Origin of the sequence: Mycobacterium shinjukuense, assembly GCF_010730055.1 — a bacterium.
Classification (GTDB): domain Bacteria; phylum Actinomycetota; class Actinomycetes; order Mycobacteriales; family Mycobacteriaceae; genus Mycobacterium; species Mycobacterium shinjukuense.
In genome coordinates this window covers 1,456,089-1,481,499 of the sequence record NZ_AP022575.1, presented here as the reverse complement: position 1 = coordinate 1,481,499, position 25,411 = coordinate 1,456,089, and the positions used below count along the sequence as shown (strand labels likewise).

23 protein-coding genes and 2 pseudogenes are annotated in these 25,411 nt (G+C 67.7%); 14 read left to right on the top strand and 11 right to left on the bottom strand.

All coding sequences use genetic code 11. From position 1 onward, the window contains the following. Positions 1-17: 17 nt before the first annotated feature. Together G6N20_RS06640 and G6N20_RS06635 are read right to left on the bottom strand one after the other, a co-directional pair. Positions 18-683, bottom strand: a complete 666-nt coding sequence (locus G6N20_RS06640) for an MOSC domain-containing protein (protein WP_083051815.1) — start codon at positions 681-683, stop codon at positions 18-20. 50 nt (positions 684-733) lie between these two features. Beyond that, positions 734-1,582, bottom strand: coding sequence for an SDR family oxidoreductase (locus G6N20_RS06635; protein ID WP_083051812.1), 849 nt, complete (start codon positions 1,580-1,582; stop codon positions 734-736). 182 nt (positions 1,583-1,764) lie between these two features. Here G6N20_RS06635 and G6N20_RS06630 point away from each other — a divergent pair, with 182 nt between their 5' ends. From G6N20_RS06630 to G6N20_RS06620, 3 genes are all read left to right on the top strand, one after another. Then, positions 1,765-4,173 carry a CaiB/BaiF CoA transferase family protein gene (locus G6N20_RS06630; protein WP_083051791.1) on the top strand — a complete coding sequence of 803 codons (2,409 nt, stop codon included), beginning with the start codon at positions 1,765-1,767 and terminating at the stop codon, positions 4,171-4,173. Between the two features lie 630 nt (positions 4,174-4,803). Next, the gene (locus G6N20_RS06625; RefSeq protein WP_083051794.1) at positions 4,804-6,288 is read left to right on the top strand and encodes an acetyl-CoA acetyltransferase; all 1,485 of its coding nucleotides are present in this window, start codon (positions 4,804-4,806) and stop codon (positions 6,286-6,288) included. Positions 6,289-6,423: 135 nt separating this feature from the next. Then, positions 6,424-8,526, top strand: coding sequence for an NAD-dependent epimerase/dehydratase family protein (locus G6N20_RS06620; protein WP_083051796.1), 2,103 nt, complete (start codon positions 6,424-6,426; stop codon positions 8,524-8,526). Here the strand turns inward: G6N20_RS06620 and G6N20_RS06615 are convergent, their stop codons facing one another. The 4 genes from G6N20_RS06615 to G6N20_RS06600 form a co-directional block, all read right to left on the bottom strand. After that, positions 8,527-9,759: an NAD(P)/FAD-dependent oxidoreductase gene (locus tag G6N20_RS06615; RefSeq protein WP_083051799.1), complete on the bottom strand. Its 1,233-nt coding sequence runs from the start codon at positions 9,757-9,759 to the stop codon at positions 8,527-8,529. Between the two features lie 65 nt (positions 9,760-9,824). Beyond that, positions 9,825-10,550, bottom strand: coding sequence for a DUF72 domain-containing protein (locus G6N20_RS06610; RefSeq protein ID WP_083051801.1), 726 nt, complete (start codon positions 10,548-10,550; stop codon positions 9,825-9,827). Between the two features lie 34 nt (positions 10,551-10,584). After that, positions 10,585-10,974, bottom strand: coding sequence for a nitroreductase family deazaflavin-dependent oxidoreductase (locus G6N20_RS06605; protein ID WP_083051803.1), 390 nt, complete (start codon positions 10,972-10,974; stop codon positions 10,585-10,587). Positions 10,975-11,094: 120 nt separating this feature from the next. After that, positions 11,095-12,339 carry an alpha-hydroxy acid oxidase gene (locus G6N20_RS06600; protein ID WP_083051821.1) on the bottom strand — a complete coding sequence of 415 codons (1,245 nt, stop codon included), beginning with the start codon at positions 12,337-12,339 and terminating at the stop codon, positions 11,095-11,097. Positions 12,340-12,372: 33 nt separating this feature from the next. Here G6N20_RS06600 and G6N20_RS06595 point away from each other — a divergent pair, with 33 nt between their 5' ends. Next, a complete protein-coding gene (locus tag G6N20_RS06595; RefSeq protein WP_083051806.1) occupies positions 12,373-12,807 on the top strand; it encodes a DUF1810 domain-containing protein in 435 nt (144 codons plus the stop codon). 165 nt (positions 12,808-12,972) lie between these two features. Beyond that, positions 12,973-14,289 (top strand): annotated as a pseudogene (locus G6N20_RS06590) (HNH endonuclease signature motif containing protein); the annotation flags it as partial. A gap of 244 nt (positions 14,290-14,533) precedes the next feature. On the opposite strand, the gene G6N20_RS21070 reads toward G6N20_RS06590, so the two are convergent. Further along, positions 14,534-14,875 carry a group II intron maturase-specific domain-containing protein gene (locus G6N20_RS21070; protein ID WP_232065450.1) on the bottom strand — a complete coding sequence of 114 codons (342 nt, stop codon included), beginning with the start codon at positions 14,873-14,875 and terminating at the stop codon, positions 14,534-14,536. Positions 14,876-14,938: 63 nt separating this feature from the next. Beyond that, on the bottom strand, positions 14,939-15,634 hold the full coding sequence (locus tag G6N20_RS21065; RefSeq protein ID WP_232065449.1) for a reverse transcriptase domain-containing protein: 696 nt from the start codon (positions 15,632-15,634) through the stop codon (positions 14,939-14,941). A gap of 759 nt (positions 15,635-16,393) precedes the next feature. Between G6N20_RS21065 and G6N20_RS06580 the strand changes: the two genes are divergently transcribed. Together G6N20_RS06580 and G6N20_RS06575 are read left to right on the top strand one after the other, a co-directional pair. Then, on the top strand, positions 16,394-17,110 hold the full coding sequence (locus G6N20_RS06580; RefSeq protein WP_083048987.1) for an EthD domain-containing protein: 717 nt from the start codon (positions 16,394-16,396) through the stop codon (positions 17,108-17,110). Continuing rightward, complete coding sequence (locus G6N20_RS06575) at positions 17,107-17,550, top strand: TIGR03618 family F420-dependent PPOX class oxidoreductase (RefSeq protein ID WP_083048996.1); 444 nt, start codon at positions 17,107-17,109, stop codon at positions 17,548-17,550. The genes G6N20_RS06580 and G6N20_RS06575 overlap by 4 nt, the downstream gene beginning before the upstream one ends. Here G6N20_RS06575 and G6N20_RS06570 read toward each other — a convergent pair. Then, the gene (locus tag G6N20_RS06570; protein WP_083048998.1) at positions 17,547-17,762 is read right to left on the bottom strand and encodes a (2Fe-2S)-binding protein; all 216 of its coding nucleotides are present in this window, start codon (positions 17,760-17,762) and stop codon (positions 17,547-17,549) included. The two genes, G6N20_RS06575 and G6N20_RS06570, sit on opposite strands and share 4 nt — an antisense overlap. Before the next feature lie 308 nt (positions 17,763-18,070). Between G6N20_RS06570 and bfrA the strand changes: the two genes are divergently transcribed. From bfrA to G6N20_RS06545, 7 genes and pseudogenes are all read left to right on the top strand, one after another. Further along, on the top strand, positions 18,071-18,550 hold the full coding sequence (gene bfrA, locus G6N20_RS06565) for a bacterioferritin BfrA (RefSeq protein WP_083049109.1): 480 nt from the start codon (positions 18,071-18,073) through the stop codon (positions 18,548-18,550). Positions 18,551-18,611: 61 nt separating this feature from the next. Continuing rightward, positions 18,612-18,806, top strand: a pseudogene (locus tag G6N20_RS22150) (MFS transporter); the annotation flags it as partial. A 167-nt stretch (positions 18,807-18,973) separates the two neighbouring features. Then, complete coding sequence (locus G6N20_RS22145; protein ID WP_372516299.1) at positions 18,974-19,177, top strand: hypothetical protein; 204 nt, start codon at positions 18,974-18,976, stop codon at positions 19,175-19,177. 51 nt (positions 19,178-19,228) lie between these two features. Next, the gene (locus G6N20_RS22140) at positions 19,229-19,480 is read left to right on the top strand and encodes a hypothetical protein (RefSeq protein WP_372516289.1); all 252 of its coding nucleotides are present in this window, start codon (positions 19,229-19,231) and stop codon (positions 19,478-19,480) included. A 9-nt stretch (positions 19,481-19,489) separates the two neighbouring features. After that, positions 19,490-20,020 (top strand): carboxymuconolactone decarboxylase family protein, encoded by a 531-nt coding sequence (locus G6N20_RS06555; protein WP_083049001.1) that lies wholly within the window; start codon positions 19,490-19,492, stop codon positions 20,018-20,020. Positions 20,021-20,042: 22 nt separating this feature from the next. After that, complete coding sequence (locus G6N20_RS06550; RefSeq protein WP_083049004.1) at positions 20,043-21,395, top strand: type I glutamate--ammonia ligase; 1,353 nt, start codon at positions 20,043-20,045, stop codon at positions 21,393-21,395. A gap of 32 nt (positions 21,396-21,427) precedes the next feature. Beyond that, positions 21,428-22,534, top strand: coding sequence for an amidohydrolase family protein (locus G6N20_RS06545; RefSeq protein ID WP_142272065.1), 1,107 nt, complete (start codon positions 21,428-21,430; stop codon positions 22,532-22,534). On the opposite strand, the gene G6N20_RS06540 is transcribed toward G6N20_RS06545, so the two are convergent. Both G6N20_RS06540 and G6N20_RS06535 read right to left on the bottom strand, forming a co-directional pair. Further along, positions 22,531-23,913, bottom strand: a complete 1,383-nt coding sequence (locus G6N20_RS06540; protein ID WP_179961520.1) for a phenylacetate--CoA ligase family protein — start codon at positions 23,911-23,913, stop codon at positions 22,531-22,533. The two genes, G6N20_RS06545 and G6N20_RS06540, sit on opposite strands and share 4 nt — an antisense overlap. A gap of 155 nt (positions 23,914-24,068) precedes the next feature. Beyond that, entirely contained in the window at positions 24,069-25,385 is a 1,317-nt protein-coding gene (locus tag G6N20_RS06535; RefSeq protein ID WP_083049009.1) for a cytochrome P450, read from the bottom strand. Positions 25,386-25,411: the final 26 nt, after the last annotated feature.

Genomic DNA, 25,411 nt, shown 5'->3' with positions numbered 1-25,411 from the left:
CCGGCCGCACCCGCTGGTCAGCCTTCGGTGGACGCGAGGTGGCCGCGCGCGTAGGCCGCGAGCTCGGCCGAGAGTGCGTCGGCCGCCAACAGCCGGGACAGCAACTCCGGCTCCGACATTCGGGCACGAAACGCCAAGGCGACGGTCACTTCGTGATCGGGGCGGTATTCGATCGTGATTGCATCGCCGGCGCGAACCGTTCCGGGCGCGATCACCCGTAAGTACGCACCGGGTTTGGCGGCCCGGGTGAAGGTCTTGATCCAGTGCTGGCGATTCAGGAACGCCGCAAACGTTCGACACGGCGTGCGCGGCGCGGAGACCTCCAGCAGCAAGCCATCGGCGCCGATCCGCCAACGTTCGCCGATTCGCGCGTTGGTCACATCAACGCCGGCGGTCGTCAGGTTCTCGCCGAACATCCCGGGGGTGAGCGGGCGCTGAAGCTGGGTTTCCCACGCGTCCAGATCTTCTCGCGCATACGCGTAGACGGCCTGGTCATCCCCGCCGTGGACCTTCTGGTTGCCGATGGTGTCCCCGACGAGCCCACTGCCCAGGCCGCCATGCATCGGCCCCGGTGCGCGCACCATCACCGCCTCGGTCGTGGCCACCTTGTCGATGCCGGTCACCGTCGACACCGCGCGCGGATCGGGATTAGTCCGAACACGCGCCACATTGACCGACACCACCTGCGCCACCCGCACAGGGTAACGCCGAGGATCGGTGGAGCTCGCCCGGCTCACACTTCGCCGCGAGCGCGGGCCTCATAGGACTCGCGCTTGGCCACGTCGACGTCGTCGGTGAAGACATGTTCACCGCCGAGCATGCGGTTGAGCCCCTCGGTCACCACGCGCGGCATGAACTTCTGTGCCGCGACCGCCGCGCCGGCCGCCCTGGTGACCCGCACCCGCGGCTTGGGGTGAGCGATCAGCCTGACGATCGCGTCGGCGATGTCTTCGGGTTCGGCGTTTTTGAATCCTTTCACCCCGGCGGTTCCCGCCGTCAGCTCGGTGTTGACGAACGTCGGCAACACCGTGGAGAACTTCACACCGGCCGACCGGTACTCGAGCCTCGCCGAATCGGTGAACCCGATGACCGCGTGCTTGCTGGCGCAGTAGCTGGCCAGCCCCACGACGTAGAGCTCGCCGGCCAACGAGGCGACATTGATGACGTGCCCCCGCCCGCGCGGCACCATCCGCTGGGCGGCGAGCTTGCTGCCCAGGATCACCCCGTAGACATTGATGTCGAGGATGCGCCGGGTGACCGCGTCGGGCTCGTCGACAATCCGGCCAACGGGCATGATGCCGGCGTTGTTGACCAGCACGTCGATCGGGCCCAGTTGGCGCTCCACCTGATCGAGGAAGTCCGAAAACGACTGCGGGTCGGTGACATCGAGCTTTCCGTACACGTCGAGCCCCAGGTCGGCACCGGACTCCTTCACCTTTGCCTCGTCAACGTCGCCGATGGCGACCTTGGCGCCCAGATTGTGCAGCGCGGCCGCGGTCGCCAAACCGATTCCGCGCGCACCCCCGGTGATGACGATGACCTTGTCACGGATCTTGGGGCCGATCGACCTGGTGCCTGCCACGTTCCGTCCCTTCGCGGTGCGATGAGCCAAGCACAGCACTCCGGCAGCCGTCGTGCAAACGTCCGGGCGTGCGACCGCGGCCAACGTCGGGCGGCTATCACGGACGTCGTTCTGTCGCATGGGATTTCACGCTGGCACCGGTTGTGTGCGGGCGGCGACGCAGCGCCTTGTACGGTGTCCACATGCCGGACGGGTTGCTCGACGCGGTGCGCGTGCTCGACTTGTCCGACGGCAGCGCTGACACCGTCACTCGTTTGCTGGCCGACCTGGGCGCCGACGTGCTCAAGGTGGAACCCCCCGGCGGCAGCCCGGGACGCGCGACGCCGCCGACACTGGCCGGTGCCAGCATCCCGTTTGCCGTGCACAACGCGAACAAGCGCAGCACCGTGCTGAACCCGCACGACGAGGGCGACCGTCGGCGATTCCTCGACCTGGCCGCGGGCGCCGACATCGTGGTGGACAGCGGCCTTCCCGGGCGGGCCGCCGCCTACGGCTGGTCATGCGCCGACCTGGCCGATCGGTATCCTCACCTGGTCGCGATGTCGGTGACCGACTTCGGAGCCGTCGGCCCGCGGGCGTCATGGCGTGCGACCGATCCGGTGTTGTATGCGATGTCGGGGTCGCTGTCGCGGTCGGGTCCGGCCACCGGTACCCCGGTGCTGCCACCGACCGGCATCGCGTCGGCCACCGCGGCCGCGCAGGCGGCCTGGGCGGTGTTGGTCGCCTACTACAACCGATTGCGTTGCGGTACAGGAGATTACATCGATTTCTCGCGGTTTGACGCCGTTGTCATGGCGCTGGACCCGGTGTTCGGGGCGCACGGACAGGTCGCCGCCGGCATCCGCAGCAGCAAACGGTGGCGGGGACGACCCAAGAACCAGGACGCGTACCCGATCTATCCGTGCAAGGACGGCTACGTGCGGTTGTGCATCATGGCGCCCCGGCAGTGGCGCGGCCTGCGCCGGTGGCTGGGGGAACCGGACGCCTTTCAAGACCCCAAATACGACGTGATCGGCGCGCGGTTGGCCGCCTGGCCGAAGATCAGCGCCCTGGTCGAGGCGTTCTTCGCCGACCAGACCATGAAGGATCTGGTCGCCGCCGGGCAGGCGCAAGGGGTGCCGATCGCCGCGGTGCTGACGCCGTCGCGGATCCTGGACTGCGAACATTTCCAGGCGGTGGGCGCGATCACCGATGCCGAACTCGTCCCCGGGGTGCACACCAGGGTGCCCACCGGGTACTTCGTCGTCGACGGCGAGCGCGCGGGTTTCCGTAGCCCGGCCCCCGCCGTCGGACGAGACGAGCCGCGCTGGCTTGCCGACCCGGTGCCGGTTCCCCCGCCCCGGGGCCGGATCGGCGACTATCCGTTCGCCGGTCTGCGGATTCTCGACCTCGGCATCATCGTCGCCGGCGGCGAGCTGAGCCGGCTGTTCGGCGACCTGGGTGCGGAGGTCATCAAGGTCGAAAGTGCTGACTATCCGGACGGGCTGCGGCAGGCCCGCATCGGCGACGCGATGAGCGAGTCGTTCGCCTGGACCCACCGCAACCACCTCGCCCTCGGACTGGACCTGCGCGGCAGCGCCGGCAAGGACATCTTTGGTCGCCTGGTCGCCGAGGCCGACGCGGTCTTCGCCAACTTCAAGCCGGGAACGCTGACCTCGCTTGGGATTACCTACGACGCGCTGCGGGCGCTCAACCCGCGGATCGTGCTCGCCGGAAGCAGCGCTTTCGGCAACCGGGGGCCATGGCGCAGTCGGCTGGGCTACGGCCCGTTGGTGCGCGCCGCCACCGGCGTCACCGGCGTCTGGACGTCCGACGAAGCCCGTCGCGACCAAGCCCGGCATGCCTTCTACGACGCGACCACGATCTTCCCGGACCACGTGGTCGGGCGGGTCGGTGCCGTGCTCGCGCTGGCGGCGCTGATCCGCCGAGACCGGACCGGCCATCGAGCGGGCCGGGGTGCCCACGTCCACATCTCTCAGGCCGAAGTCGTCGTCAACCAACTGGACACCCTGTTCGTCACCGAGGCCGCCTCGGCGGCCGGGGTCGCCGACATCCGGCCCGAATCCGCCGTGCACGCCGTCTACCCATGCGCCGGCGACGACGAATGGTGCGTCATCTCAATCCGCTCCGACGACCAATGGTGCTGCGCCGCCTCTGTTTTCGGTACGCCCGAGTTGGCGAGGGACCCGCGCTTCGCGACAGCTGAGTCGCGGGTGACCAACCGCGCCGAGTTGGTGGCCGTGGTGTCGGCCTGGACACGCACCCGTACCCCCGTGCAGGCGGCCCAGGCGCTGCAGGCGGCCGGTGTTTTGGCCGGCCCGATGAACCGACCGCCCGATATCCTGGCGGACCCCCAGCTGATCGAGCGAAAACTGCTGCGCGACATGGTGCATCCGCTGATCGCCCGTCCGCTGCCGGCGGAGACAGGTCCGGCACCGTTTCGTCACATCCCGCAGGCGCCCCAACGCCCGGCGCCGCAACCCGGACGGGACACTTGGGAGATCTGTCGCAGACTGCTTGGCATGAGCCCGGAAGAGATCGAGCGCCTGATCCACGACCGTGTGCTGTTCGGGCCGGCTGGCCGCGCCTAGCGGTTCCGACTGACGTCTTCACCCGCACGGTTTTTCGTCGGCGGCCGCTGTTGGACCTGGTTTTCGCCGAGGCCGCGGGGCTCGAGGCCGACCGCACGCTGAAATCGATCTACCGGACCGGCCGGGCCCCACTCGCACGGCGCTGGCCAACCGAGCAAGTCACAGTGGCCCCAGGAGTCTCTCCTCCAGCGAACACCCAATGTGCCCGCCTAGCAGCGACAATCCCTAACACTCGGTGGCACCCCAGAGGTTGTCGCGGCAAGGCGGGCACACCGAACATCCCTGCCGACGGCGACCAATGTGACGGATGTGACGGGCGCGGCAGGGGTTATCGCCGCGCGGCAACGCCGTTGGCTCCTCCTCAGGCCGCGCCGCGGCCTGCATCGTCGCCGCGCTGAACCCGATGGCCCGGCTCCTCCTCAGCGCCGCGGCCGCATCGTCGCCGCGCTGAACCCGATGGCCCGGCTCCTCCTCAGCGCCGCGGCCTGCATCGTCGCCGCGCTGAACCCGATGGCCCGGCTCCTCCTCAGGCCGCGCCGCGGCCTGCATCGTCGCCGCGCTGAACCCGATGGCCCGGCTCCTCCTCAGGCCGCGCCGCGGCCTGCATCGTCGCCGCGCTACGTTCGAGGCATGCCAGTCGATCCCAGGACACCGGTAGTGGTCGGCTATGGCCAGGTCAACCGTCGCGACGAAATCAACCCCGACACCCCGTCCATCGAACCGGTTGATCTGATGGCCGCCGCGGCCCGCCAAGCCGCGGATTCCCGGGTGCTGGCGGCCGTCGACTCGATCCGCGTGGTGCACATGCTGTCGGCGCACTACCGGAATCCGGGGCTGCTGCTCGGCGAACGCCTCGGCGCCACCGACTTCACCGCGTACTACAGCGGTATGGGCGGCAACATGCCGCAATCCCTGCTCAACCAGGCCTGCCTAGACATCCAACGGGGGCGGGCCGGCGTGGTGCTGTTGGCCGGTGCCGAAACCTGGCGCACCAGAACCGGGCTGCGGGCCAAGGGCGGCAAACTGGTGTGGACCGTCCAGGACGACTCCGTGCCGATGCCAGTGATCACCGACGACGACGTGCCGATGTTCGGTGAGGCGGAGCTGAAGATCCGGCTGGACCGCCCCGCGTACGTGTACCCGTTGTTCGAGCAGGCACTGCGGATCGCCAACGGCGAATCGATGGCCGATCACCGCCGGCGGATCGGACGGCTGTGGGCGCGTTTCAGCGCCGTCGCCGCGGGCAACCCGCACGCCTGGATTCGTCGGCCGGTGACCGCCGAGGAAATTTGGCAGCCTGGCCCGCAGAACCGGATGATCAGCTGGCCCTACACCAAATTGATGAACTCCAACAACATGGTTGACCAGGGCGCCGCGCTGCTGCTGACCTCGGTCGAGCGGGCCACCCGGCTGAAGATCCCCGCCGAACGGTGGGTGTACCCGCAGGCGGGCACCGACGCCCATGACACCCCGGCCATCGCCGACCGCGCCGAGCTGCACCGGTCGCCGGCGATCCGCCTCGCCGGGGCGCGGGCGCTGCAGCTGGCCGGTCTGGGGATCGACGACGTCGACTACGTCGACCTGTACTCGTGTTTTCCCTCCGCCGTGCAGGTGGCCGCGGCCGAACTCGGGCTGGGCGTCGACGATCCCGCCCGGCCGCTGACGGTCACCGGCGGGCTCACCTTCGCCGGCGGCCCGTGGAGCAACTACGTCATGCATTCCATCGCCACCATGGCCGAACTGCTAGCGGCCCACCCCGGGCGGCGAGGTTTGATCACCGCGAACGGCGGTTATCTGACAAAGCACAGCTTCGGCGTCTACAGCACCGAGCCGCCGTCGGAATTCCGTTGGGAGGACCTGCAATCGGTGGTGGATCGGGAACCCATCCGCAAAGGTCTGCTGGACTGGGAGGGCGTGGGCACTGTCGAGGCCTGGACGACGCCGTTCAACCGGGACGGAGAACCCGACAAGGCCTTCCTGGCGGTCCGCACGCCCGACGGCTCGCGCGCCTTGGCGGTGATCACCGATCCCAGCGCGGCCGCGGCGACGGTGCACCACGACATCGCCGGAGCCGAGGTTGCCATCGCCGCCGACGGCGGCGCGACCGTGCGGTAACCGACAGCCGGGATCACGGCAGCCACAGGACCCCACGCAAGGTTACGTTTAGAGTCACGTTCAGGACTCAACCGTCGCGCAACCAACACCCGCGTGCTTATTGTCATGAATAGACGTTGGGGGAGGTGAGGCCGGGTGCAAATCCTGGTTACCGACGCCTCGGGCACTGTCGGGCGGATGGTGGCGCGTCAGTTGATCGCGGCCGGCCACACGGTCAGCGGCATCGCGCGACGCCCGCACGACAGCCTGCATCCCGACGTCGAATTTGTTTGCGCGTCACTGCGCGACCCGGTGCTGCTGGAGTTAGCCGCCGATGCCGACGCGGTCATCCACCTCGCCCCGGTCGACACCGGCGCGCCGGGCGGCGCGGGCATCAACGGCGTCGCTCACGTGACCAACGCGGCGGCGCGCGCCGGTGCCCGGTTGCTGTTCGTGTCCCAGGCCGCGGGGTCGCCCGAGCTGTACGGGCAGGCCGAGACACTGGTGTCCAGCGGCTGGGCGCCCAGCCTAGTCATTCGGATCGCGCCGCCGGTGGGCCGCCAACTCGACTGGATGGTGTGCCGAACCGTGGCCACGCTGATGCGTGGCAAGGTGTCGGCGCGGCCGATGCGCGTGCTGCACCTCGACGATCTTGTCCGCTTCCTGGTCTTGGCGTTGAACACCGACCGCAACGGCATCGTGGACCTTGCCACACCCGACACCATCAATGTGGTCACCGCGTGGCGGCTGCTGCGCTCGGTGGACCCACGTTTGCGAACGCGCCGAGTGCGCAGCTGGCAACGGTTGATACCGGCCATGAATACTGCTGCAGCACAGGAAGATTGGGGCTTTGACTTCGGTTGGCAGGCGGCCGAGGCGATCGTCGACACCGGGCGCGGACTGGTCGGTCGCCGGCTTGATCCCGCCGGCGCGATCGGCGGGTCCGGTCAACTGGTGCTCCCGGTGGAGCCCGCCCCGCGGAGTCAGCCCGCCGACGGCGAACCGTTGATCAGCGCGGCGCCGGACGGGCTGGAAGGTGAGTTCGACGACCGGATCGACCCGCGGTTCCCGGTCTTCAGCGCGGCCAACCTCGCCGAGGCGCTGCCGGGACCGCTGACCCCGATGACGCTCGACGTCCAGGTGAGCGGATTGCGCGCGGCGTGTCGGGTGCTGGGTGGCGTGCTCGCGCTCGGCGATGTGGTTGCCCAGGAGTGGGGGAGCAGGGCCATCGCGGTGTTCGGTCATCGCCCCTACGTCGGGGTGTCGGCCAACCTTGTCGCCGCCAGCCAGCTGCCCGGCTGGGACGAGCTGGCGGTCACCCAACGCGCCCTCGGCGCCCGGCCACCGATCACCGACCCGCTGCCATTCGGTCGACCGCAACTGGCCAGCGGACCGGCCGGCTCGGTCGCCAAGGCGGTGGTGACCGCGCGGTCGATCGCCGTGTTGCGCCATCTCCGCGGCGACACCCGGGCCTACATCGCGGCCGCGACGGCCGAGCACGTCGACGCGGAGCGGCTGACCTCGCTACCGGACGCCAGCCTCGAAGTCCGCATCGGGCTGTTGCGGGACCGGATTCACCAGGGCTGGATTCTCACCGCGTTGTGGGTGATCGACACCGGGGTCACCGCGGCAACACTGGAGCACACCCCAGCGCGGTCCGGCGTGCCCGGCGTGGGGCTGATCATGGACAGCGGTCGCATCGCGGCCGAGATCACCTCGCTGGCAGCGGTGTTACGCGCTGACCCGCCGTTGTGTGCGCTAGCCTCCGACGGCAACGTCGCCAGCGTCCGCGCGCTGTCGCCAGCCGCCGCTGCCGCCCTGGATGCGGCCGGTGCCCATCTGGGGCACCGCGGCCGCGGTGAAGCCGAGCTGGCCAACCCCACGTTCGGCGACGACCCGGCGACGCTGCTGATCACCGCCGCCGAAGCCGCCGCGGCGCCCGCCGAACCATCGCCACCGGCGAGCCTGGCCCACCGGTTGGCCGCCAGCGCCCGCGTTTCCCGGGAGCTGACGCACGACACCACCATCCGGTTCACGCATGAACTTCGGATGACGTTGCGCGAACTGGCCTCTCGCCGGGTCGCGGCGGACCTGTTCGACGTGGTCGACGACGTGTACTACCTGACCTGCGACGAGCTGGTGACCATGCCGGCCGACGCCCGGCTGCGGATCAAACGGCGTCGCGCCGAGCGGGAACGCCTGCAAGCACAACGCCCGCCCGATGTGATCGACCGCGCCTGGATTCCGGTGGGTTCGTGATCAACCCAGCAGATCCGCCAACGGTTCCTGCGGGTCCGCCAGCCGGTCGGTGTCGACCGGTGCCTGCGACCGAATCAAGCCTTTGACATCGTCGACGACGTCCCAGATGTTGACGTTCATCCCGGCCAGCACGCGGTTGTCGCCGTCCAGCCAGAAGGCGAGGAATTCGCGGCCGGCCACGTCCCCGCGAAACACCACCCGCTCGACGCCGGGCGCGTGCCCGACATACTCCATCCCCAGGTCGTACTGATCGGTGTAGAAGTAGGGCAGCTCCGCGTATACGCCCGGGGTGCCCAGCATCCCCGCCGCCGCCACCTTGGGTTGTTTGAGCGCATTGGCCCAGTGCTCGGTGCGAATCCGGGTGCCGAGCAGTGGATGTGCGGCGGCGGCGATGTCGCCGACCGCGAAGATGTCGGCGTCGCTGGTGCGCAGCGCCTCATCGACCAGTACGCCGCCGTCGCCCACGGCCAGCCCGGCTTGTGCGGCCAGTTCGATGTTGGGTTTTGCGCCGACGGCCACCAGCACGGCATCGGCGGTCACGGCCGATCCGTCGGCCAGCGTGAGGCCGGTGGCCCGGCCGCCGTCGGTGGTGATCTGCTCGACCGATGCCCGCAGCCGCAGGTCCACCCCATGGTCGCGGTGCAGGTTGGCGAACACCTCGCCGACGGTTTCGCCGAGCGCGGCCTGCAGCGGTTGTTGGGCGGTTTCCACGACGGTGACGTCGACACCGCGCTGGCGTGCGGCGGCGGCCACTTCCAGGCCGATCCAGCCGGCACCCACGACCGCGAGTGAAGATCCTTCGACCAGAACCGAATTCAGTGCGACCGCGTCATCATAGCTGCGCAGATAGTGCACGCCATTGGCGTCGGCTCCAGGTATCGGTGGGCGCCGCGCCGCCGATCCGGTCGCCAGCAACAGCTTGTCGTAGTTCACCGCGGTGCCGTCGGTCAGGCCGATGGCGTGTGCCGACGGATCCAGCGAGCTGACCCGGGTGCCAAGTCGCAGGTCGACGTTACGGTCGCGGTACCACGCCGAGTCCTGCACGGTGAAATCGGCCAGCGACTTCTTGCCGGCCAGGTACTCCTTGGACAGCGGAGGACGATCGTAGGGAAGGTGCCGCTCGTCACCGAACAAGATGATCTGACCGTCGAAGTCGTTGTCTCGCAGTGCTTGTACCGCCTTGGCCGCGGCCAGCCCGCCGCCGACGATGACGAATGTTGTCGACCTGGCCATGATCGCTCCTCCATTCTGCCTTGAAGCCGGGACGTCCCAGCCTACTCACGGCGGCCGAACGCGGTCTAACGCAACAGTTTCCGTAACGACAACGCGTTGCAGACAGCGTGGCCACCCAGGTCGTTGTTGAAATACACCCACACGTCCCGACCCGCGTCGTCCCACTCGACGATGCGCTCGACCCACCGTCGCAACTCGGCGCAGGTGTAGGAGCCGGTGTACATCGCGCCGGGATCGGGGCCATGCATCCGGACATACACCACGTCGGTGGTGGCCCGCGGAATACATGCCAGCCCGGCGCCGCTCATCACCACGTACGCGGCGCGGCGACCTGCCAGCAGGTGGTACACTGCGGGATCGTCCCAGGACGGGTGGCGCAGCTCGACGGCCACCCGGATGGACGCCGGCACGCTGCGCAGGAAGGAATCCAGGCGAGCATCATCGCGAGGCTGCTCGGGATGCAGTTGAACCAGCAACACCCCGTGGTGATCGCCCAACACCTGCCAGCAACGTTCGAATCGCGCGATCCAGGGTTGCGGCGCGGCCAACCGGCGGTAATGGGTCAGTCCGCGGTGGGCCTTGACCGACATGGTGAACCCGTCCGGGAGCTGATCGCGCCACCCGGCGAACGTCGCGTCTTTGGGCCAGCGGTAGAAGCTGGCGTTGAGCTCGACCGTGTCGAAAACCTCGGCGTAGCGCTGCAACCGGCGCGCGGCCGGCATATTGGGTGGGTACAGCACGCCGGTCCAATGGTCATACGACCACCCCGACGTGCCGATCCGGATCGTCACCGCCGAATCACCCGGCGTCGCAGGCCACGGTGTTTCAGTCCAGATCCACCCGAATGGTGAGCAAGTCAGTGCCCATGGTCAACACTCCCGCGCTGTTGAGCCGGGGCAGGCTGCGTAGCCGCTGTCGTGGGTCGTCGTCGGGCAGCAGATGCGCGGTTCCGCTGCGCCACCGACCGCCGATGCGCACCCGGACCGCCGGATTGGCCTGGATGTTGCGGACGTAATCGGAGTGGTAGCCGTGTTCGGAGACCATCCAGAACCGGTTGTCCACCACCTTTCCGCCCACCGGTGTGCGCCGCGGTTGTCCCGATGTGCGGCCCGTGGTTTCGAGCATGGTCCCCGGCAATCTCCGGCCGATCGGGTTGACCACCAGCCGTTGAACGCGACGCACCACCTGCCGTTTGACACCTCGAAGATCGGGCATGACAGCGATTCTGCAGGATCGCGTGCCGTCCCGAAAGTGCGCTATGCCGGGCGCGGTACGGGAATACCGACAGCGCGCAAAAGCGCGCTCGAGGGCTGGCGAGCCACTTGCTGTGTCGTGTCAGGCGGGCGGCCCGATGGGTACCAGCCGCCGTAATTGCGTCACATGCTTGGCCGCGAGCTCTTCGAGGCAGGTGACGCCCAGGAGCGCCATCGTGCGGGTGATGCCACCTTCGAGGATGTCGATCGCGCGCTTGACGCCCGGCTCACCGCCGGCCATCAGCCCGTAGAGGTAGGCCCGACCGACCAGTGTGCACCGCGCGCCCAAGGCGATGGCCGCCACGATATCGGCGCCCGACATGATGCCGGTGTCCAGCAGGATCTCGGTGTCTTTGCCGAGCTCGCGTGCCACCGAAGGCAACAGGTGGAACGGCACCGGGGCCCGATCAAGTTGGCGGCCACCGTGATTGGACAACACAATCCCGTCGACGCCGCGGTCCACCACGGCGCGCGCGTCGTCCAGCGTCTGGATCCCCTTGACGACGAGCTTGCCCGGCCATTGCGACTTGATCCAGGCCAGATCGTCGAAGGTGACGCTGGGGTCGAACATGGTGTTCACATACTCAGCGACACTGCCCGGCCAGCGATCCAGCGACGCAAACGCCAGGGGCTCGGTGGTCAACAGGTCGAACCACCAGTGCGGGCGCGGCAGCGCGTCGAGCACGGTTCGCAGCGTGAGCGCCGGCGGGATCGACATCCCGTTGCGGACGTCGCGCAACCGTGCGCCGGCGATCGGAACGTCAACGGTAACCAGCATGGTGTCGAATCCCGCGTCGGCCGCGCGTCGCACCAACGCCATCGAGCGGTCCCGATCGCGCCACATATACAGCTGAAACCACTTGCGGCCCTGCGGAACAGCGGTGACGACATCTTCGATCGAGCAGGTAGCCACGGTGGACAGCGAGAACGGGATCCCGGCTGCGGCGGCCGCCCTTGCGCCGGCGATCTCGCCCTCGGTGTGCAGCAGGCGGGTGAATCCGGTCGGCGCGATCCCGAACGGCAATGCCACCGGTTGGCCAAGAACGTTCCAGCCGGCAGTCACGTTGGTGACGTCACGCAGGATGGTCGGGTGAAACTCGATGTCGCGGAAAGCTTGTCGCGCACGCTGGAGGGACAACTCGTCGTCGGCGGCGCCGTCGGTGTAGTCGAACGCCGCCTTTGGGGTGCGCCGTTTGGCGATGCGTCGCAGATCCTCAATGGTCAGCGCGGCGTCCAGGCGCCGCTTGGTGCGGTCGAGCTCGGGCCGTTTGAACCGGATCAGTGGCGCCAGATCGCGGGCTCTGGGCACTCGCCGCTTGATCGCCATCAAACCATCTAACCAGTGTGCGACCGTGGTGATATGCAATCGGCGCGTGATCCGTTCGACCTGAAGCGTTTCGTCGACGCCCAGGCGCCGATCTACCGCAATGTTGTCGACGAGCTGCGCGCGGGACGAAAACGCGGTCACTGGATGTGGTTTGTGTTCCCGCAACTCCGCGGGCTGGGCCGCAGTCCGATGGCGGTGCACTACGGCATCTCCTCGCTCGAGGAAGCCCGCGCGTATCTCGCGCATGACCTGCTCGGGCAGCGACTGCGCGAGTGCGTTCGGTTGGTCAACCGGGTGCACGGCCGCTCGGTCGAGGAGATCTTCGGCTTTCCCGACAACCTCAAGCTGCGCTCGTCGATGACGCTGTTCGCCCGCGCCACCGACGACAACGCGGACTTCGTCGCGGTGCTGGCCAAGTACTACGACGGCGAGGAGGACTCGTTGACCATTGCGCGGTTGACCCGCTAACGCGGCCCTGCCATGGCCAGTTGCTGAGCGTCCCGGCGCCGCCGTGGATCCCGCCGCCCGGCCCGGCACTTCAGACATCATGGGTCACTGAATTCACTTGTGCAACGGCGTGTTTGCCTGTGGATAACCCTGGTGCGCGTCGGCGAAGCGTGATAGTATTCGAACATGCATTCGAGTAGCCGGGAGGAGGTTGTCGAGGTGTTCGACGCCCTCGACGCCGCCCTGGGTCGGGCGCTGGAGTTGTCGATCGAGGTGTTGACCACCGGCGAGTGCCTGGCCATGCTGGAACGCTGCGAAACGCTGCGCCGCCGCCTGCCCGCGATCGAGCACCCGTTCATCAACAGGCTCGCCGACCAGGCCGACGCCAGCGAACTGGGCGGCAAGCTGGCGTTCGCGTTGGCCGAGCGGTTGCGCATCACCCGCGGCGAGGCAGCCCGGCGCATCGGTGAGGCTGCCGAGCTGGGGCCGCGGCGGGCGCTGACCGGCCAACCCCTGCCGCCGCTGCTGCCCGCCACCGCCGAAGCCCAACGCGCCGGGCGTCTCGGACCCGACCATGTGCGGATCATCCGTTCCTTTCTGCATCAGCTGCCCAGCGGGGTGGATCTGCCCACCCGGGAGAAGGCCGAAGCCGAACTGGCTCAGTTGGGTGGCCGGTTTCGGCCCGATCAGCTGCACAAGCTGGCCGCCAAACTCGCCGACTGCCTCAACCCCGACGGCAATTTCACCGACACCGACCGGGCCCGCCGCCGCGGGGTGATCCTCGGCAAGCAGGGCGCCGACGGCATGTCGGCGATCACCGGCTACCTGACCCCCGAAGCCCGCGCCACCCTCGATGCGGTGCTGGCCAAGCTGGCCGCCCCCGGCATGGCCAACCCCGCCGACCCCACCCCCTGCCTCAGCGGCACCCCGTCGCAGGCCGCGATCGAGGCCGACACCCGCAGCGCCGCCCAGCGCAATCACGACGGGTTGCAGGCCGGGCTGCGGGCGCTGCTGTGCTCGGGGGAGCTGGGCCAACACAACGGGCTGCCCGCGGCGATCATCGTGTCCACCAGCCTGGCCGAGTTGCAATCGGCTGCCGGGCACGCGCTCACCGGTGGGGGCAGTCTGCTGCCGATGAGCGAGGTGATCCGGCTGGCCGCCCACGCCCACCACTACCTGCGCATCTTTGACCACGGCCGCGAGCTGGCGCTCTATCACACCAAGCGGCTGGCCTCCCCTGCCCAGCGAATCGTGTTGTACGGCAAGGACCGCGGGTGTTCCTTTCCGAATTGTGATGTGCCGGGCTATCTCACCGAGGTGCACCATGTGACCGATTTCGCCCAGTGCCAGAAGACCGACATCAACAACCTGACCCAGGCCTGCGGCCCGCATCACCAACTGGCCACCAGCGGCGGCTGGGCCACCCGCAAACACCGCGACGGCACCACCGAATGGCTTCCGCCCGCCCACCTCGACCATGGACAACCCCGCACCAACAGCTACGTGTCGGGTAGCCGGGGGGAGTCGCACCCCCCGGCTCCCACAGAACCGTACGTGAACCTCTCGATTCATACGGCTCTTATCACCTTGATCACCAGACGGTGGGGACGCCAGTTGTCCATGCCCAGTGCGCGAAGAACCGCGGGTATTGCTTGGTGACCCGCGACCACGCGTGCTGGAACTCCCGCGGCTCCGGAACCGGCGATATTTTTGCGGACCCAGCGCATCAGGTAGGCGTTGATGCGTGTCAGGAGGGATACAGCGCCGACCGATAGAAGGCGCCGTAGTAGTTCATCCAGCCGCGCACAATCGGGTTGATCGTGCTGGCCAGACCGGCGAAGGTGTGACCGGTGCGGTGGTGCAGTCGCCAAGACCGCACCTCGCGTCCAATCTTTTTCAAGGCGTCCCTGCTGATCGCGGGCATAAACGAGACGAACATGCTCCCGTTTTTGTTGCGCACCCCGCGCGGGCGGAACGTGAAACCAAGAAACGTGAACGACGTGTGCTCATAGTCACCGCGCCGCTTGCCGTCCCTGCAGTACACGATCCGAGTCTTGTCGGGATGCAGCCGCAACCCGACCTCAACCATTCTGTCCTGCAGCGCGGCCAGCACCCGGCGGGTTGGCGCTCGCTGACGCAGTGCACGACCGCGTCATCGACATAGCGCTCGAACCGGACGGTCGGAAACCCGGACCATCCACATATCGAACGCGTAGTGCAAGAACAGGTTTGCCAGCACGGGCGAGACCGGCGACCCTTGTGGGGTACCTCGGTCACGCTGCTGCAAGGTGCCGTCGGGCAACACCACCGGGGCCTGCAGCCACCGGCGCACATACAGCATCACCCACGGCAAGTCGGTGTTGGCCTGCACCGCCTTGAGCATTAGATCCCACGACACGCTGTCGAAAAATTTCTCGATGTCCAAATCGATCACCCAGTCGGTTTTCCAGCAGCGCTGCCGGCACGCGCCCACCGCATCCACTGCCGAACGGCCCGGCCGGTAGCCATAGGAGTCGTCATGGAAGATCGACTCGACCTTCGGTTTCAACTCCTCGGCCACCACCGTTTGCGCCACCCGGTCAGCGATGGTGGGCACGCCCAGCATCCTGGTCCCTCCGCCATGCGGCTTGGGTATCTCCACCGCACGCACCGGAGGCGGAAAGTAACTCCCCGAGGACATCCGATTCCAGACCTTGTACAGATTGTTCTGCAGGTCGGCCTCGAACGCCTCGATCGTTACTTCGTCCACGCCCGGTGCGCCCTTATTCGCCTTGACCTTCTCCCAGGCCTCCATCACCGCCCACTTCGAAATCTCGAACGGCTTGCCTGGCGACTTCAACTTGCTCACGCAACTCCTCCCGACACCCGAAAGTCTCGGTTGATCGAACGAACACGTCACAGATGACCCGGCCCCTTCGCTCCACCCCCATTACAGGAGCTTCACCACTACTACGAGCCAGTCCGCCGACCGGACCCGCGACGATACTCACACCCGCACAGGCGGGGGCTACTCCCTATCTCCCACTCCAACCTCGAACGGGAAGTATCGTTCCGGCCTTCTCCTGTTCCATGCAGAAGCCGCAGACCGGGCTCGCGTCGCCTACATGCCGGACACCACCTGGCCAATCAGCGGGCACCCGCCAGGCTCATCCCGGGATCGGATGAACACCCCGGTTTCGATGTCACCTGATTTTCTTTCGACACGTCAGCAGCGAATCGCTTGCGCTCGCCTTCCCGGTCCCCACCTGACACGTCACGCGCGCCTTTTCCACATCGCTCACCACGGTCGCGTCACCGCTTCCGCAGCATGTGGCGGTTTGAAGCCTCCCCCCGCAGGGCGACTCCGAAGGGCCGACAATCCTTCATCTCCTGCACAGCACCGCTAAAGGAAGCACTACCTACATCGACACTCCCTTCCCACGATCAGGACACACCCACCCCGAAAAACTCCTCCACAACAACGACGACGAGGACGACCCGTGACCACCGACGCCAGCCGGCCGGCGCTAGTGCACATGGTGATTTCACACATTCGACAAAGCCCAGTGGAGAGGCCGCCAGCGCTCAAACCCCAGCCCGCGGTGCCCGAAAATGTAAGTTCGGGCCCATGGAAAAGGTGATGGCCGTGCTAATGCGCGCGGACCCCGATGACCAATGGTGCGAACACCAACGAGGCCCGGTGGCCGACGCCCTGCTGGGCCTCGGGGTTCCCGGGCTCTCGGTCAATGTCCGCGACAGCGAGGTGCGCCACTCGCTCATGACGCTGACCACGTTGAACCCGCCAGCGGCCGCGGTGGTGAGCCTGTGGACCCAGCAATGTTATGGCGAACAACTGGCGGCGGCGCTGCGACTGCTCGCCCAGGAATGCGCACAGCTCGCTGCCTATCTGGTCACCGAGTCCGTCCCGCTGCCCGGGCCCCCGGTCGAACTAGGCTCTCGCACACCGGGTTTAGCTAACATCGCGCTGCTACGCCGGCCGGCCGCCCTCGACCAAGAGACCTGGCTGAACCGCTGGCAGCGCGACCACACGCCGGTTGCCATCGAGACGCAGGCGACGTTCGGCTACACCCAGAACTGGGTGGTGCGGGCCCTCACCCCGGACGCACCCGGAATCGCGGGCATCGTCGAAGAGTTGTTCCCCATGGACGCGATCACCGACATCAAGGCGTTCTTCGGGGCCGCCAACGACCGCGACCTGCAACGTCGTCTCAGCCGGATGATCGCCAGCACAACCGCATTCGGTGCCGACGAGAACACCGACACCGTGCCGACCAGCCGCTACGTGTTCAAGACACCTTATCTAGATTGCGAGGACCACACATGACGACACTCACCGAGGCAGTGGCGCTGGCCGAAGCCGAAAGGGGTCTGGCGGTGGTCTCCACGGTTCGTGCCGATGGAACCGTGCAGGCATCACTGGTCAACGTCGGCCCGTTGCCCCACCCGGCCAGCGGGGAACCGGTCCTGGGCTTTACCACCTACGGCAAGGTCAAACTCACCAACCTGCGGGCGCGGCCGCAACTTGCGATCACGTTCCGCAACGGCTGGCGGTGGGGGACCGTGGAAGGCCGCGCGGAGCTGGTAGGCCCCGACGACCCGCAGCCGTGGCTGGCCGGCGCCGACCAGTTGCGGCTGCTGCTCCGCCGCGTCTTCACCTCAGCCGGCGGCACCCACGACAACTGGGACGAATACGACCGGGTGATGGCCGCGGAGCGGCGTGCCGTGGTGCTGATCGCGCCGACCCGCGTCTATGGCAACGGTTAGACCGCGGCCGCGTCGCTAGCCCGCCCGGGGCCGAACGGGGCGGGGTCGAGTCGGGTCGCGGCGGCAATGATCGCCCGCAAGGTGCGCCGGCAGCGTCCGCAATCGCCGCCGGCTCCGCACGCGGCGGCAACCTCTTTCGAAGTCGACGCGCCACGCGCGACGGCGTCACACACCATTTGGTTGGTGGCCCCGACACACAGGCAGACATACATCAGCAAACCCCCACCGGACGCTCGCTCACCGCGTCCCGGATCATCGGGACACGTGCCGAACGAACAAGCCGCATATTAGTGGAGTCTAACCTAAGTAGGTTAGTGGAGTCTAACCTAAGTCGACGACACGCCGCCTGGGCATCGCCCCTCGTGACGCGCCGGGGCCCCACGAACACCGCGCCGGCGCATGGTCGCTGCACTACATTGAATCCGGCACGCAAAAGTGTTGCCACCGCCCGGCGCAGCGGCGCTCCAGCCCAGCCCGCCGACCGAGGTTAGACCACGAACCGCCGTCCCTAGGAGTGATCATGCAAGGTGATCCGGATGTCTTGCGCCTGCTCAACGAACAACTGACCAGCGAGCTGACCGCCATCAACCAATACTTCCTGCACTCGAAGATGCAAGAGAACTGGGGCTTCACCGAGCTGGCGGCGCACACCCGCGCGGAATCGTTCGACGAAATGCGCCACGCCGAGGAAATCACCGATCGCATCCTGCTGCTCGACGGCTTGCCCAACTACCAGCGCATCGGGTCGTTGCGGGTCGGCCAGACGCTGCGCGAACAGTTCGAGGCCGATCTGGCGATCGAGTTCGAGGTGTTGGAGCGTCTCAAACCCGGAATCGTCATGTGCCGGGAGAAACAGGACACCACCAGCGCCATACTGCTGGAAAAGATCGTCGCCGACGAGGAGCGACACATCGACTACCTGCAGACGCAGCTCGAGCTGATGGACAAGCTGGGAGAGGAACTGTACTCCGCGCAGTGCGTCTCGCGGCCACCGAGCTGACACCACGGCGCAACGCTCGCGCCACGCCGGCAAACTCGGTGACCTGTTCGGCCGCAAACCGGTGCTGCTGGCGTCCACCGCGCTGTACCGCGTCGCGTCGGTGCTGTGCGGGCTGTCGCAGTACATGACCATGCTGGTGACCCTCCGGGCGCTGCAGGGGCTCGCCGCCGGCGCGATGAGCGTCACCACCAGCGCCCTGGTCGGCGATGTCGTTCCGCTCCGACACCGCGGCCACTACCAGGGCATCTTGGGTGCGGTGTTTAGGATCGGAACGGTGGCCGGCCCGCTGGCAGGCGGCTACCTCACCGACGTGGCCGCACCCATCGTTTCGGCCTACGACCAGTCGCTGACGCAGGGGTTCCTCTGGGCGGGCGTGGTCGGCCTGTCGGGTTCCTGCTGGCGCTGTTCCTGCGTGAGGCCCCGTTGCGGCAGATCCACGACACCGCCGGCGACCTCGGTGACGGGTTCGGCATGCCGGGCACCGAATCACCGGAAACGATGCTGGAAGCCGCGATGTGGCGCATGCTGCACAACACACCGGATGAGCGTTTGCGCAGCATCGCCGCGCAATCCGGCTGTCGGCTCGATGTCGCCGAATTGTGGGGCGTGTTGCGCATTTACCAATAAGACCGGCTGTTCGGGGCGGCGCAGCTGACCGAGATCGCCAAACACCTGCATGTGCCCGTCGAGGTTGTCCGGCCCACGTTCGACCGCCTGGTGGCCAACGGCTACGCGGTGCTCGACGAAGACAGATTGTCGCTCACCCAATCGGGCGTGCAGCAGGTCGACTTGCTGTCTGCCCCGACCCTTGACTGGGCGGTGGAAAATCTGGCCATATCGGCCGGCGCCGAGATCGCACTCAGCCCGGCAGCCTGGCGGCCCGCGCCTAGCGCCGTCACCGGCGCCAGGTCGCCCGCCGCGGCTGGGTAGCATCTCGGCATGAGCCGAATCGGAACATTCGCCGACGACGATGTGGCCGGCTGGATCGTGAAGTCCCCTGAACTCGGCGGTGCGCTCGCCAATTTCAGTCGGATGGTCTACAGCAAAAACCGGCTCCCACTGCGCACGCGTGAGCTCGCGCGAGCGGTGATCGCCAACCACAACGAATGCGTCGTGTGCGCCAACACCCGCTTCGCGGATGCCGAGACCGGCGACTCGGACATTCCCGAAGAGCTATACGAGCACGCCCCCGACTGGCGCACCTGGCCCGGCTACAGCGAACAGGAGCGGCTGGCGGCCGAATTCGCGCACCGATTCGCCACCGAGCACACCGCGCTGCGTGACGACGAAGACTTCTGGAGCCGATGCCGGCAACACTTCTCCGATGAGTTGCTCGCCGACCTGGCGCTCTCGTGCGCGCTCTGGGTGGGCATGGGAAGGATGTTGCGGACCCTGGACATCGGCCAGGCCTGCAGGTTGACCTTGCCCCGCCATGCCCAAGGCGTGTCGACCGGGCAGCCGCTGGACTAGCCCACCCGCAGAATGGTCGCCCATGACCGCCACACCGCTTGCCGCCGCGGCGATCGCCCAATTGGAGGCCGAGGGCGTCGACACCGTGATGGGCACCGTCGTGAACCCCGCCGGGATCACCCTGGCCAAGATGGTGCCGATCAGGCGGACCAACACGTTCGCCGATCCCGGCCTGGGCGCCAGCCCCGTGTGGCATGTGCTCGCCATCGACCAAAACGGCATCGCGTTCACCGAAGACGCCGGTGTGGTCGGCGACCAGCGGGTGCGTATCGACCTGTCCGCGTTGCGCATCATCGGCGACGGGTTGGCCTGGGCACCCGCGGTGTTTGTCGAACAGGACGGCACGCCCGTGCCCGCGTGCAGCCGCGGAACGCTGTGCCGGATCGAGGCCGCGCTGGCCGCGGCTGACATCGAAGCGGTGGTCGGCCACGAGGTCGAATTCATGCTCGTCGACGCGGACGGTGCCCGGCTGCCGTCGACGCTGTGGGCGCCGTATGGACTTGCCGGCTTGCTCGAGCACGAGGCGTTCGTTCGCGATGTCATCTCGACGGCCACGGCGGCCGGGGTCGCGATCGAACAGTTCCATCCCGAATACGGAGCCAACCAGTTCGAGATCTCGTTGGCGCCGCTGGCCCCGGTGGCCGCCGCCGACCAGCTGGTGGCGACCCGGATCATCATCGGCCGCGCCGCCCGCCGCCACGGGATGCGGGTCAGCCTCTCGCCGGCGCCGTTCGCCGGCAACGTCGGATCCGGTGCCCACCAACACCTTTCATTGATCACCCCGGAAGGCCCGTTGTTCTCCGACGAAACGGGTGGGTGCGGTATGACGGCGGCCGGGCGATCCGCGGTGGCCGGAATCCTTCGCCGGCTACCCGAGGCGCAGGGGATTCTCTGCGGATCGATCGTGTCCGGATTGCGGATGCGTCCCGGCAATTGGGCCGGGGCCTATGTGTGTTGGGGCACCGAGAACCGCGAAGCGGCCGTGCGCTTCATCAAGGCCGGCCCGGGCGGTCCACACGGCGGCAACGTCGAAGTGAAGGTGGTCGACCCCTCGGCCAACCCGTACTTCGCGTCGGCGGCGCTGCTCGGGCTGGCGCTGGACGGCATCAGCGACCAGGCAGCGCTTCCACCGGAAACGACGGTAGACCCGGCCATGCTTTCCGACGCGGACCGGGCCCGCGCCGGTACCGTGCTGCTGCCCCAGGCTCAAGCTGAAGCGATTGCCGCACTTGATAATTCGAAGGTGCTGCGGGAAATCCTGGGCGATCCAGCGGTGGACATGGTGGTGGCGGTAAGACGCATGGAGCAAGACCGATACGCAAACCTGGGCCCCGAGCAGCTGGCCGACAAGTTCCGGATGGCTTGGAGCCTGTGACCCGGTCCACCACCGGGCCTGAGTTTACGGCGCTGGCCCGACACATCAGCGGTGTGCCGCTGATCGATCAGCATGTACACGGCTGCTGGTTGACGGCGGGGGACCGGCGCCGGTTCGAGAACGCGCTCAATGAGGCCAACACCGAACCGCTTGCCGGCTTCGACTCCGGGTTCGACTCACAACTCGGCTTCGCGGTACGCAATCGCTGCGCGGCCATCCTGGGGCTGCCCAGACACGTTGACCCGCAGCTATATTGGGAGCGCCGCGGCCAATTCAGCGAGGCCGAGCTGGCTCGGCTTTTCCTGCCCGCCGCCGGGGTGAGCGATTGGCTGGTGGACACCGGCATCGACGGTGTCGCGGACGTCGCCGAACTCAGCGACCTATCCGGGGGCCGGACTCACGAGGTGGTGCGCCTGGAGCAGGTGGCCGAGCAGGCCGCGCGGGCGCCCGGCGACTACTCATCCGCATTCGACGAGATCCTGCGGCGGCGTGCGGCCACCGCGGTCGCCACCAAGTCCATCCTGGCCTACCGGGGCGGGTTCGACGGCGATCTGACCGAGCCGTCGTCGGCGCAGGTGGCCGAGGCCGCCACGCGGTGGCGCGACCGCGGCGGTACCCGGTTGGACGATCGGGTCCTGCTGCGCTTTGGATTGCACCAGGCGCTACGGCTGGGCAAGCCGCTGCAATTGCACGTCGGCTTCGGCGACCGGGACTGTGATCTGCACAAGACCAATCCGCTGTATCTGCTTGACTTTCTACGGCGATCCGGGCACACGCCGATCGTCTTGCTGCACTGCTATCCCTACGAGCGTGAGGCCGGGTATCTGGCCCAGGCCTTCAACAACGTCTATCTGGACGGCGGGTTGAGCGTGAACCACTTGGGTGCTCGGGCATCGGCCTTCATCGCCCGGCTGCTGGAGCTGGCGCCGTTCCGCAAGATCCTCTACTCGTCGGACGCGTTCGGTCCCGCCGAACTGCACTATCTCGGCGCGGTCTTGTGGCGCAACGGTATTCACCGTGTCCTGCAGGGCTTTCTGGACAGCGGCGACTGGAGCGAGGCCGATGCCATCCGGGTGGTCGACCTCATCGCCCACGGCAACGCCGCCCGCGTCTACCGCCTCGGCGAGAATGCCCGCTAGCGGCCGTCAAGGGGGATAAACCGCCGTAGCTTTGCGCTGGCGAGGTGCCGCCGCAGGCTGTCGGCCACCCGGATCCGGATGGTCGGCTCGGACAACCCATGCCGGCGCAGTTGGGCGATCAGCGCGGAGGTCAGTGCCGTGGTGTCCGCGGCGCCCACGACCACGATGTCGGCTCCGGTCGCCGTCTGGGTGACCTGGTATTCGGATACCCGGGCATCGGTGCCGAGAATGTGACGAAACACGGTCGCGGGCACCGTCGTTGCCCCGTAACGAAAGTCGTCGTCGCGGCGCCCGCCGATATCGGTGATGCGCGCGAAGGCGCTGCCGCACGCGCAGCCACCCGGCAGCGGCATGACGTGATCGCCAAGGTCGTAGCGGATGAACGGGAAGGTCCGGTTGGCCAATCCGGTGGCCAGCGTCCGGGCGGCCGGTTCGTCGGCACCGACCGGCACGCCGTCGTCATCGACGCGCTCAAGGATGACTTCGTCCTCGCACACGTGCAGTCCCGGTCCTCGTCCGCAACCGACCGCTTGGACGCCGATTTCGGTTGAGCCCCACAGGTTGTGGATGGCTGCGCCCCAAGCCTGGGCTATTGCGTTGCGGTCCTCGTCGAGCAGCGGCTCGGAGTTGGTGCTCACCCGAACGGGTGAGATGCGCAGGCCGCCGGCCAAGCTCGCGCGGGCCAGGCGTCCGATCACGCTTGCATATCCCACCAGGTGGGTGGGTTGCGCGGCGGCCACCTTGGCGAGCACGTCGTCGAACGGTGCGCCCGCGGCGATTACCACGGTCTGCATGCCCGGGGCGGTCGGTATGTCGAAAAGTGGTGTGCTGGCGTGTGGCGGGCTGCCGGCCACCAGCACGGCAAGCCGGGCCGAGCGGGAAGCACCCGATGCGCGACGCTCCTCGCGCGCCTGTATCCGCCAGGCCAGGCAGGCCGCCGAGACAAAGAACGGCCAATCCCATACGTAGACGCCGCGCACCCCGCTGGAACCGCCCGAGCTGAAGATCTGCTGCCCACCCTCGGTGTACGAAAACCATTGCTGCTCAGCGAGAATGCGTTCGGCCCGGTTGCGGTCCAGGTCGGCCGAGGTGGTGATGGCGTCCCACTGTTGCTGGGCGTCCTGCTTGGTCATCATCGGCAGCGACGCCAGATCGGCGACCGAGGCGCCAGCCGGGTCCAGCGTGTTCAACCGCCGGGCGTGAAATGGTGACCGCTGCTTGGCGTGGCTCAGCAGGGCTCTCAGCCGGCGAGTCTGGTAGTCCTCGATCTGCCGGCGCGACCACTCCAGCCGCAGCATGTGCTCTTCGAGACCGGCCCGCACCGCGCTCAGATGCTCCCGGCGCATCCGCCGGTAGGCCGCCGCATCGCCGTCCGCCATGGCCGTCATGACACCCGGCCCCGGGAGCGCTGTCAACCGCAGGTTGCGGCGACGGTCCGAGGACATTCGCATGCACACACGTTCCGGAAGGCGTCGCCTGGCGATCGTCGTCGGCGCACTCAGTGTCGTGTCATCGGCGTCGCCGCCGGCCACGGTTACGAGGAAACCATCGACCGAGCCGGCCCCAGCGTCACCGGCAGACTCGACCAGCCCCGCAGCACCCGGGTATCGCGCCTGCTGCCGGCACCGGCGGACCGCACCTCGGGAAAGCGATCGAAGAAGGTTCGCAGCCCCACCTCCCCTTCGGCGCGAGCAAGAGCCGCCCCTAGGCAGAAGTGGCGGCCGGTGGAGAACGCCAGATGCTTTCCCGCATTGGGGCGTTCGATGTCAAAGCGGTTCGGGTCGGGGAACACCGACGGGTCGCGGTTGGCGCCGGCCAGATAAATCACCACCACCTCGCCGCCCCTGATCCACGTGCCCGCCACCTGCACGTCGTTGCGCGCCATCCGTCCGGTCAGCTGCACCGGGGAGTCCAGCCGCAGGATTTCTTCGACCGCGTTTGCCCACAGCTCGGGCCGCCGACGCAGGGTGTCCAGGTGCTCGGGCGCATCCAGCAACATGCGAATTCCATTGCCCAACAGGTTCACCGTGGTTTCGAACCCGGCGACCAACACCAACCCGGCGATCGCCTGAAGTTCGCGCTCGTCCAGGCGTGACTCGGCCGCACCGCTTTCAGCCGTTCGGATCAACTGGCTCATCAGGTCGTCACCGGGGGTGCGACGCAACTGCGCCAGGTGCGCCACCAGCCAAGAATTGAAACCCACGATTCCCTGCTGGACGCGCCGGTACTGCCGCCACGGCACGCCGATGTCCAAACTGGGCGCCGCCAGTTCACCGAATTCCAGGACGCGCCGACGGTCCCGGTCGGGCACACCCAAGATGTCGCTGATGACCGCGATCGGGAGTTGTGCGCAATACCGCCCGACGACATCGACTACGCCGGGCTGCTCGGAGAGCTGATCCAACAGCGCGGTCGCCGTCTGCTCGACGCGATCGCGTAGCGCGCTGACCGCCCGCGTGGTGAAAACCGCCGAAACCGTCTTGCGGTAGCGGGTGTGGTCGGGCGGTTCAACCGCCAACAACGACGGTGGCTGCATCGGGTGCAGTTGGTCGTCGCGGGTGCGGCGCTCCAGCCAGCGCAGCGGTGCGGGCAAGTTGGACCCGAACGTGATGGCATGGAAGTCGTCGGAGCGCAGCAGCTCATGGGCGAGCTGATGGTCCACGGTCAGGTAGCTGACGCGGCACCGCACCAGCGGTCCGCGGGCCCGTACTTCGTCGTAAAACGGCACCGGATCGGCGGCGACGGCCGGATCAGCGATCAAGCGGGCCTGCAAGTCGCCCCGCCGAATCCCGATCGCGGCCGCGCCGCGGACAAACCCGTGCATCGCGAACCAGTGCAGCCTGTCCTTCACCGCTCCTCCATCGATTGCGTGGCCTT

Bases quoted from the DNA above. Each gene is read 5' to 3' on its own strand.
- G6N20_RS06630 (WP_083051791.1), top strand. From the start codon at position 1,765: ATGCCGGACGGGTTGCTCGACGCGGTGCGCGTGCTCGACTTGTCCGAC.
- G6N20_RS06625 (WP_083051794.1), top strand. From the start codon at position 4,804: ATGCCAGTCGATCCCAGGACACCGGTAGTGGTCGGCTATGGCCAGGTC.
- G6N20_RS06615 (WP_083051799.1), bottom strand. From the start codon at position 9,759: ATGGCCAGGTCGACAACATTCGTCATCGTCGGCGGCGGGCTGGCCGCG.
- G6N20_RS06605 (WP_083051803.1), bottom strand. From the start codon at position 10,974: ATGCCCGATCTTCGAGGTGTCAAACGGCAGGTGGTGCGTCGCGTTCAA.
- G6N20_RS06600 (WP_083051821.1), bottom strand. From the start codon at position 12,339: ATGGCGATCAAGCGGCGAGTGCCCAGAGCCCGCGATCTGGCGCCACTG.
- G6N20_RS06595 (WP_083051806.1), top strand. From the start codon at position 12,373: ATGCAATCGGCGCGTGATCCGTTCGACCTGAAGCGTTTCGTCGACGCC.
- G6N20_RS21070 (WP_232065450.1), bottom strand. From the start codon at position 14,875: ATGGTTGAGGTCGGGTTGCGGCTGCATCCCGACAAGACTCGGATCGTG.
- G6N20_RS06580 (WP_083048987.1), top strand. From the start codon at position 16,394: ATGGAAAAGGTGATGGCCGTGCTAATGCGCGCGGACCCCGATGACCAA.
- G6N20_RS06575 (WP_083048996.1), top strand. From the start codon at position 17,107: ATGACGACACTCACCGAGGCAGTGGCGCTGGCCGAAGCCGAAAGGGGT.
- G6N20_RS06570 (WP_083048998.1), bottom strand. From the start codon at position 17,762: ATGTATGTCTGCCTGTGTGTCGGGGCCACCAACCAAATGGTGTGTGAC.
- bfrA (WP_083049109.1), top strand. From the start codon at position 18,071: ATGCAAGGTGATCCGGATGTCTTGCGCCTGCTCAACGAACAACTGACC.
- G6N20_RS06555 (WP_083049001.1), top strand. From the start codon at position 19,490: ATGAGCCGAATCGGAACATTCGCCGACGACGATGTGGCCGGCTGGATC.
- G6N20_RS06550 (WP_083049004.1), top strand. From the start codon at position 20,043: ATGACCGCCACACCGCTTGCCGCCGCGGCGATCGCCCAATTGGAGGCC.
- G6N20_RS06540 (WP_179961520.1), bottom strand. From the start codon at position 23,913: ATGGCGGACGGCGATGCGGCGGCCTACCGGCGGATGCGCCGGGAGCAT.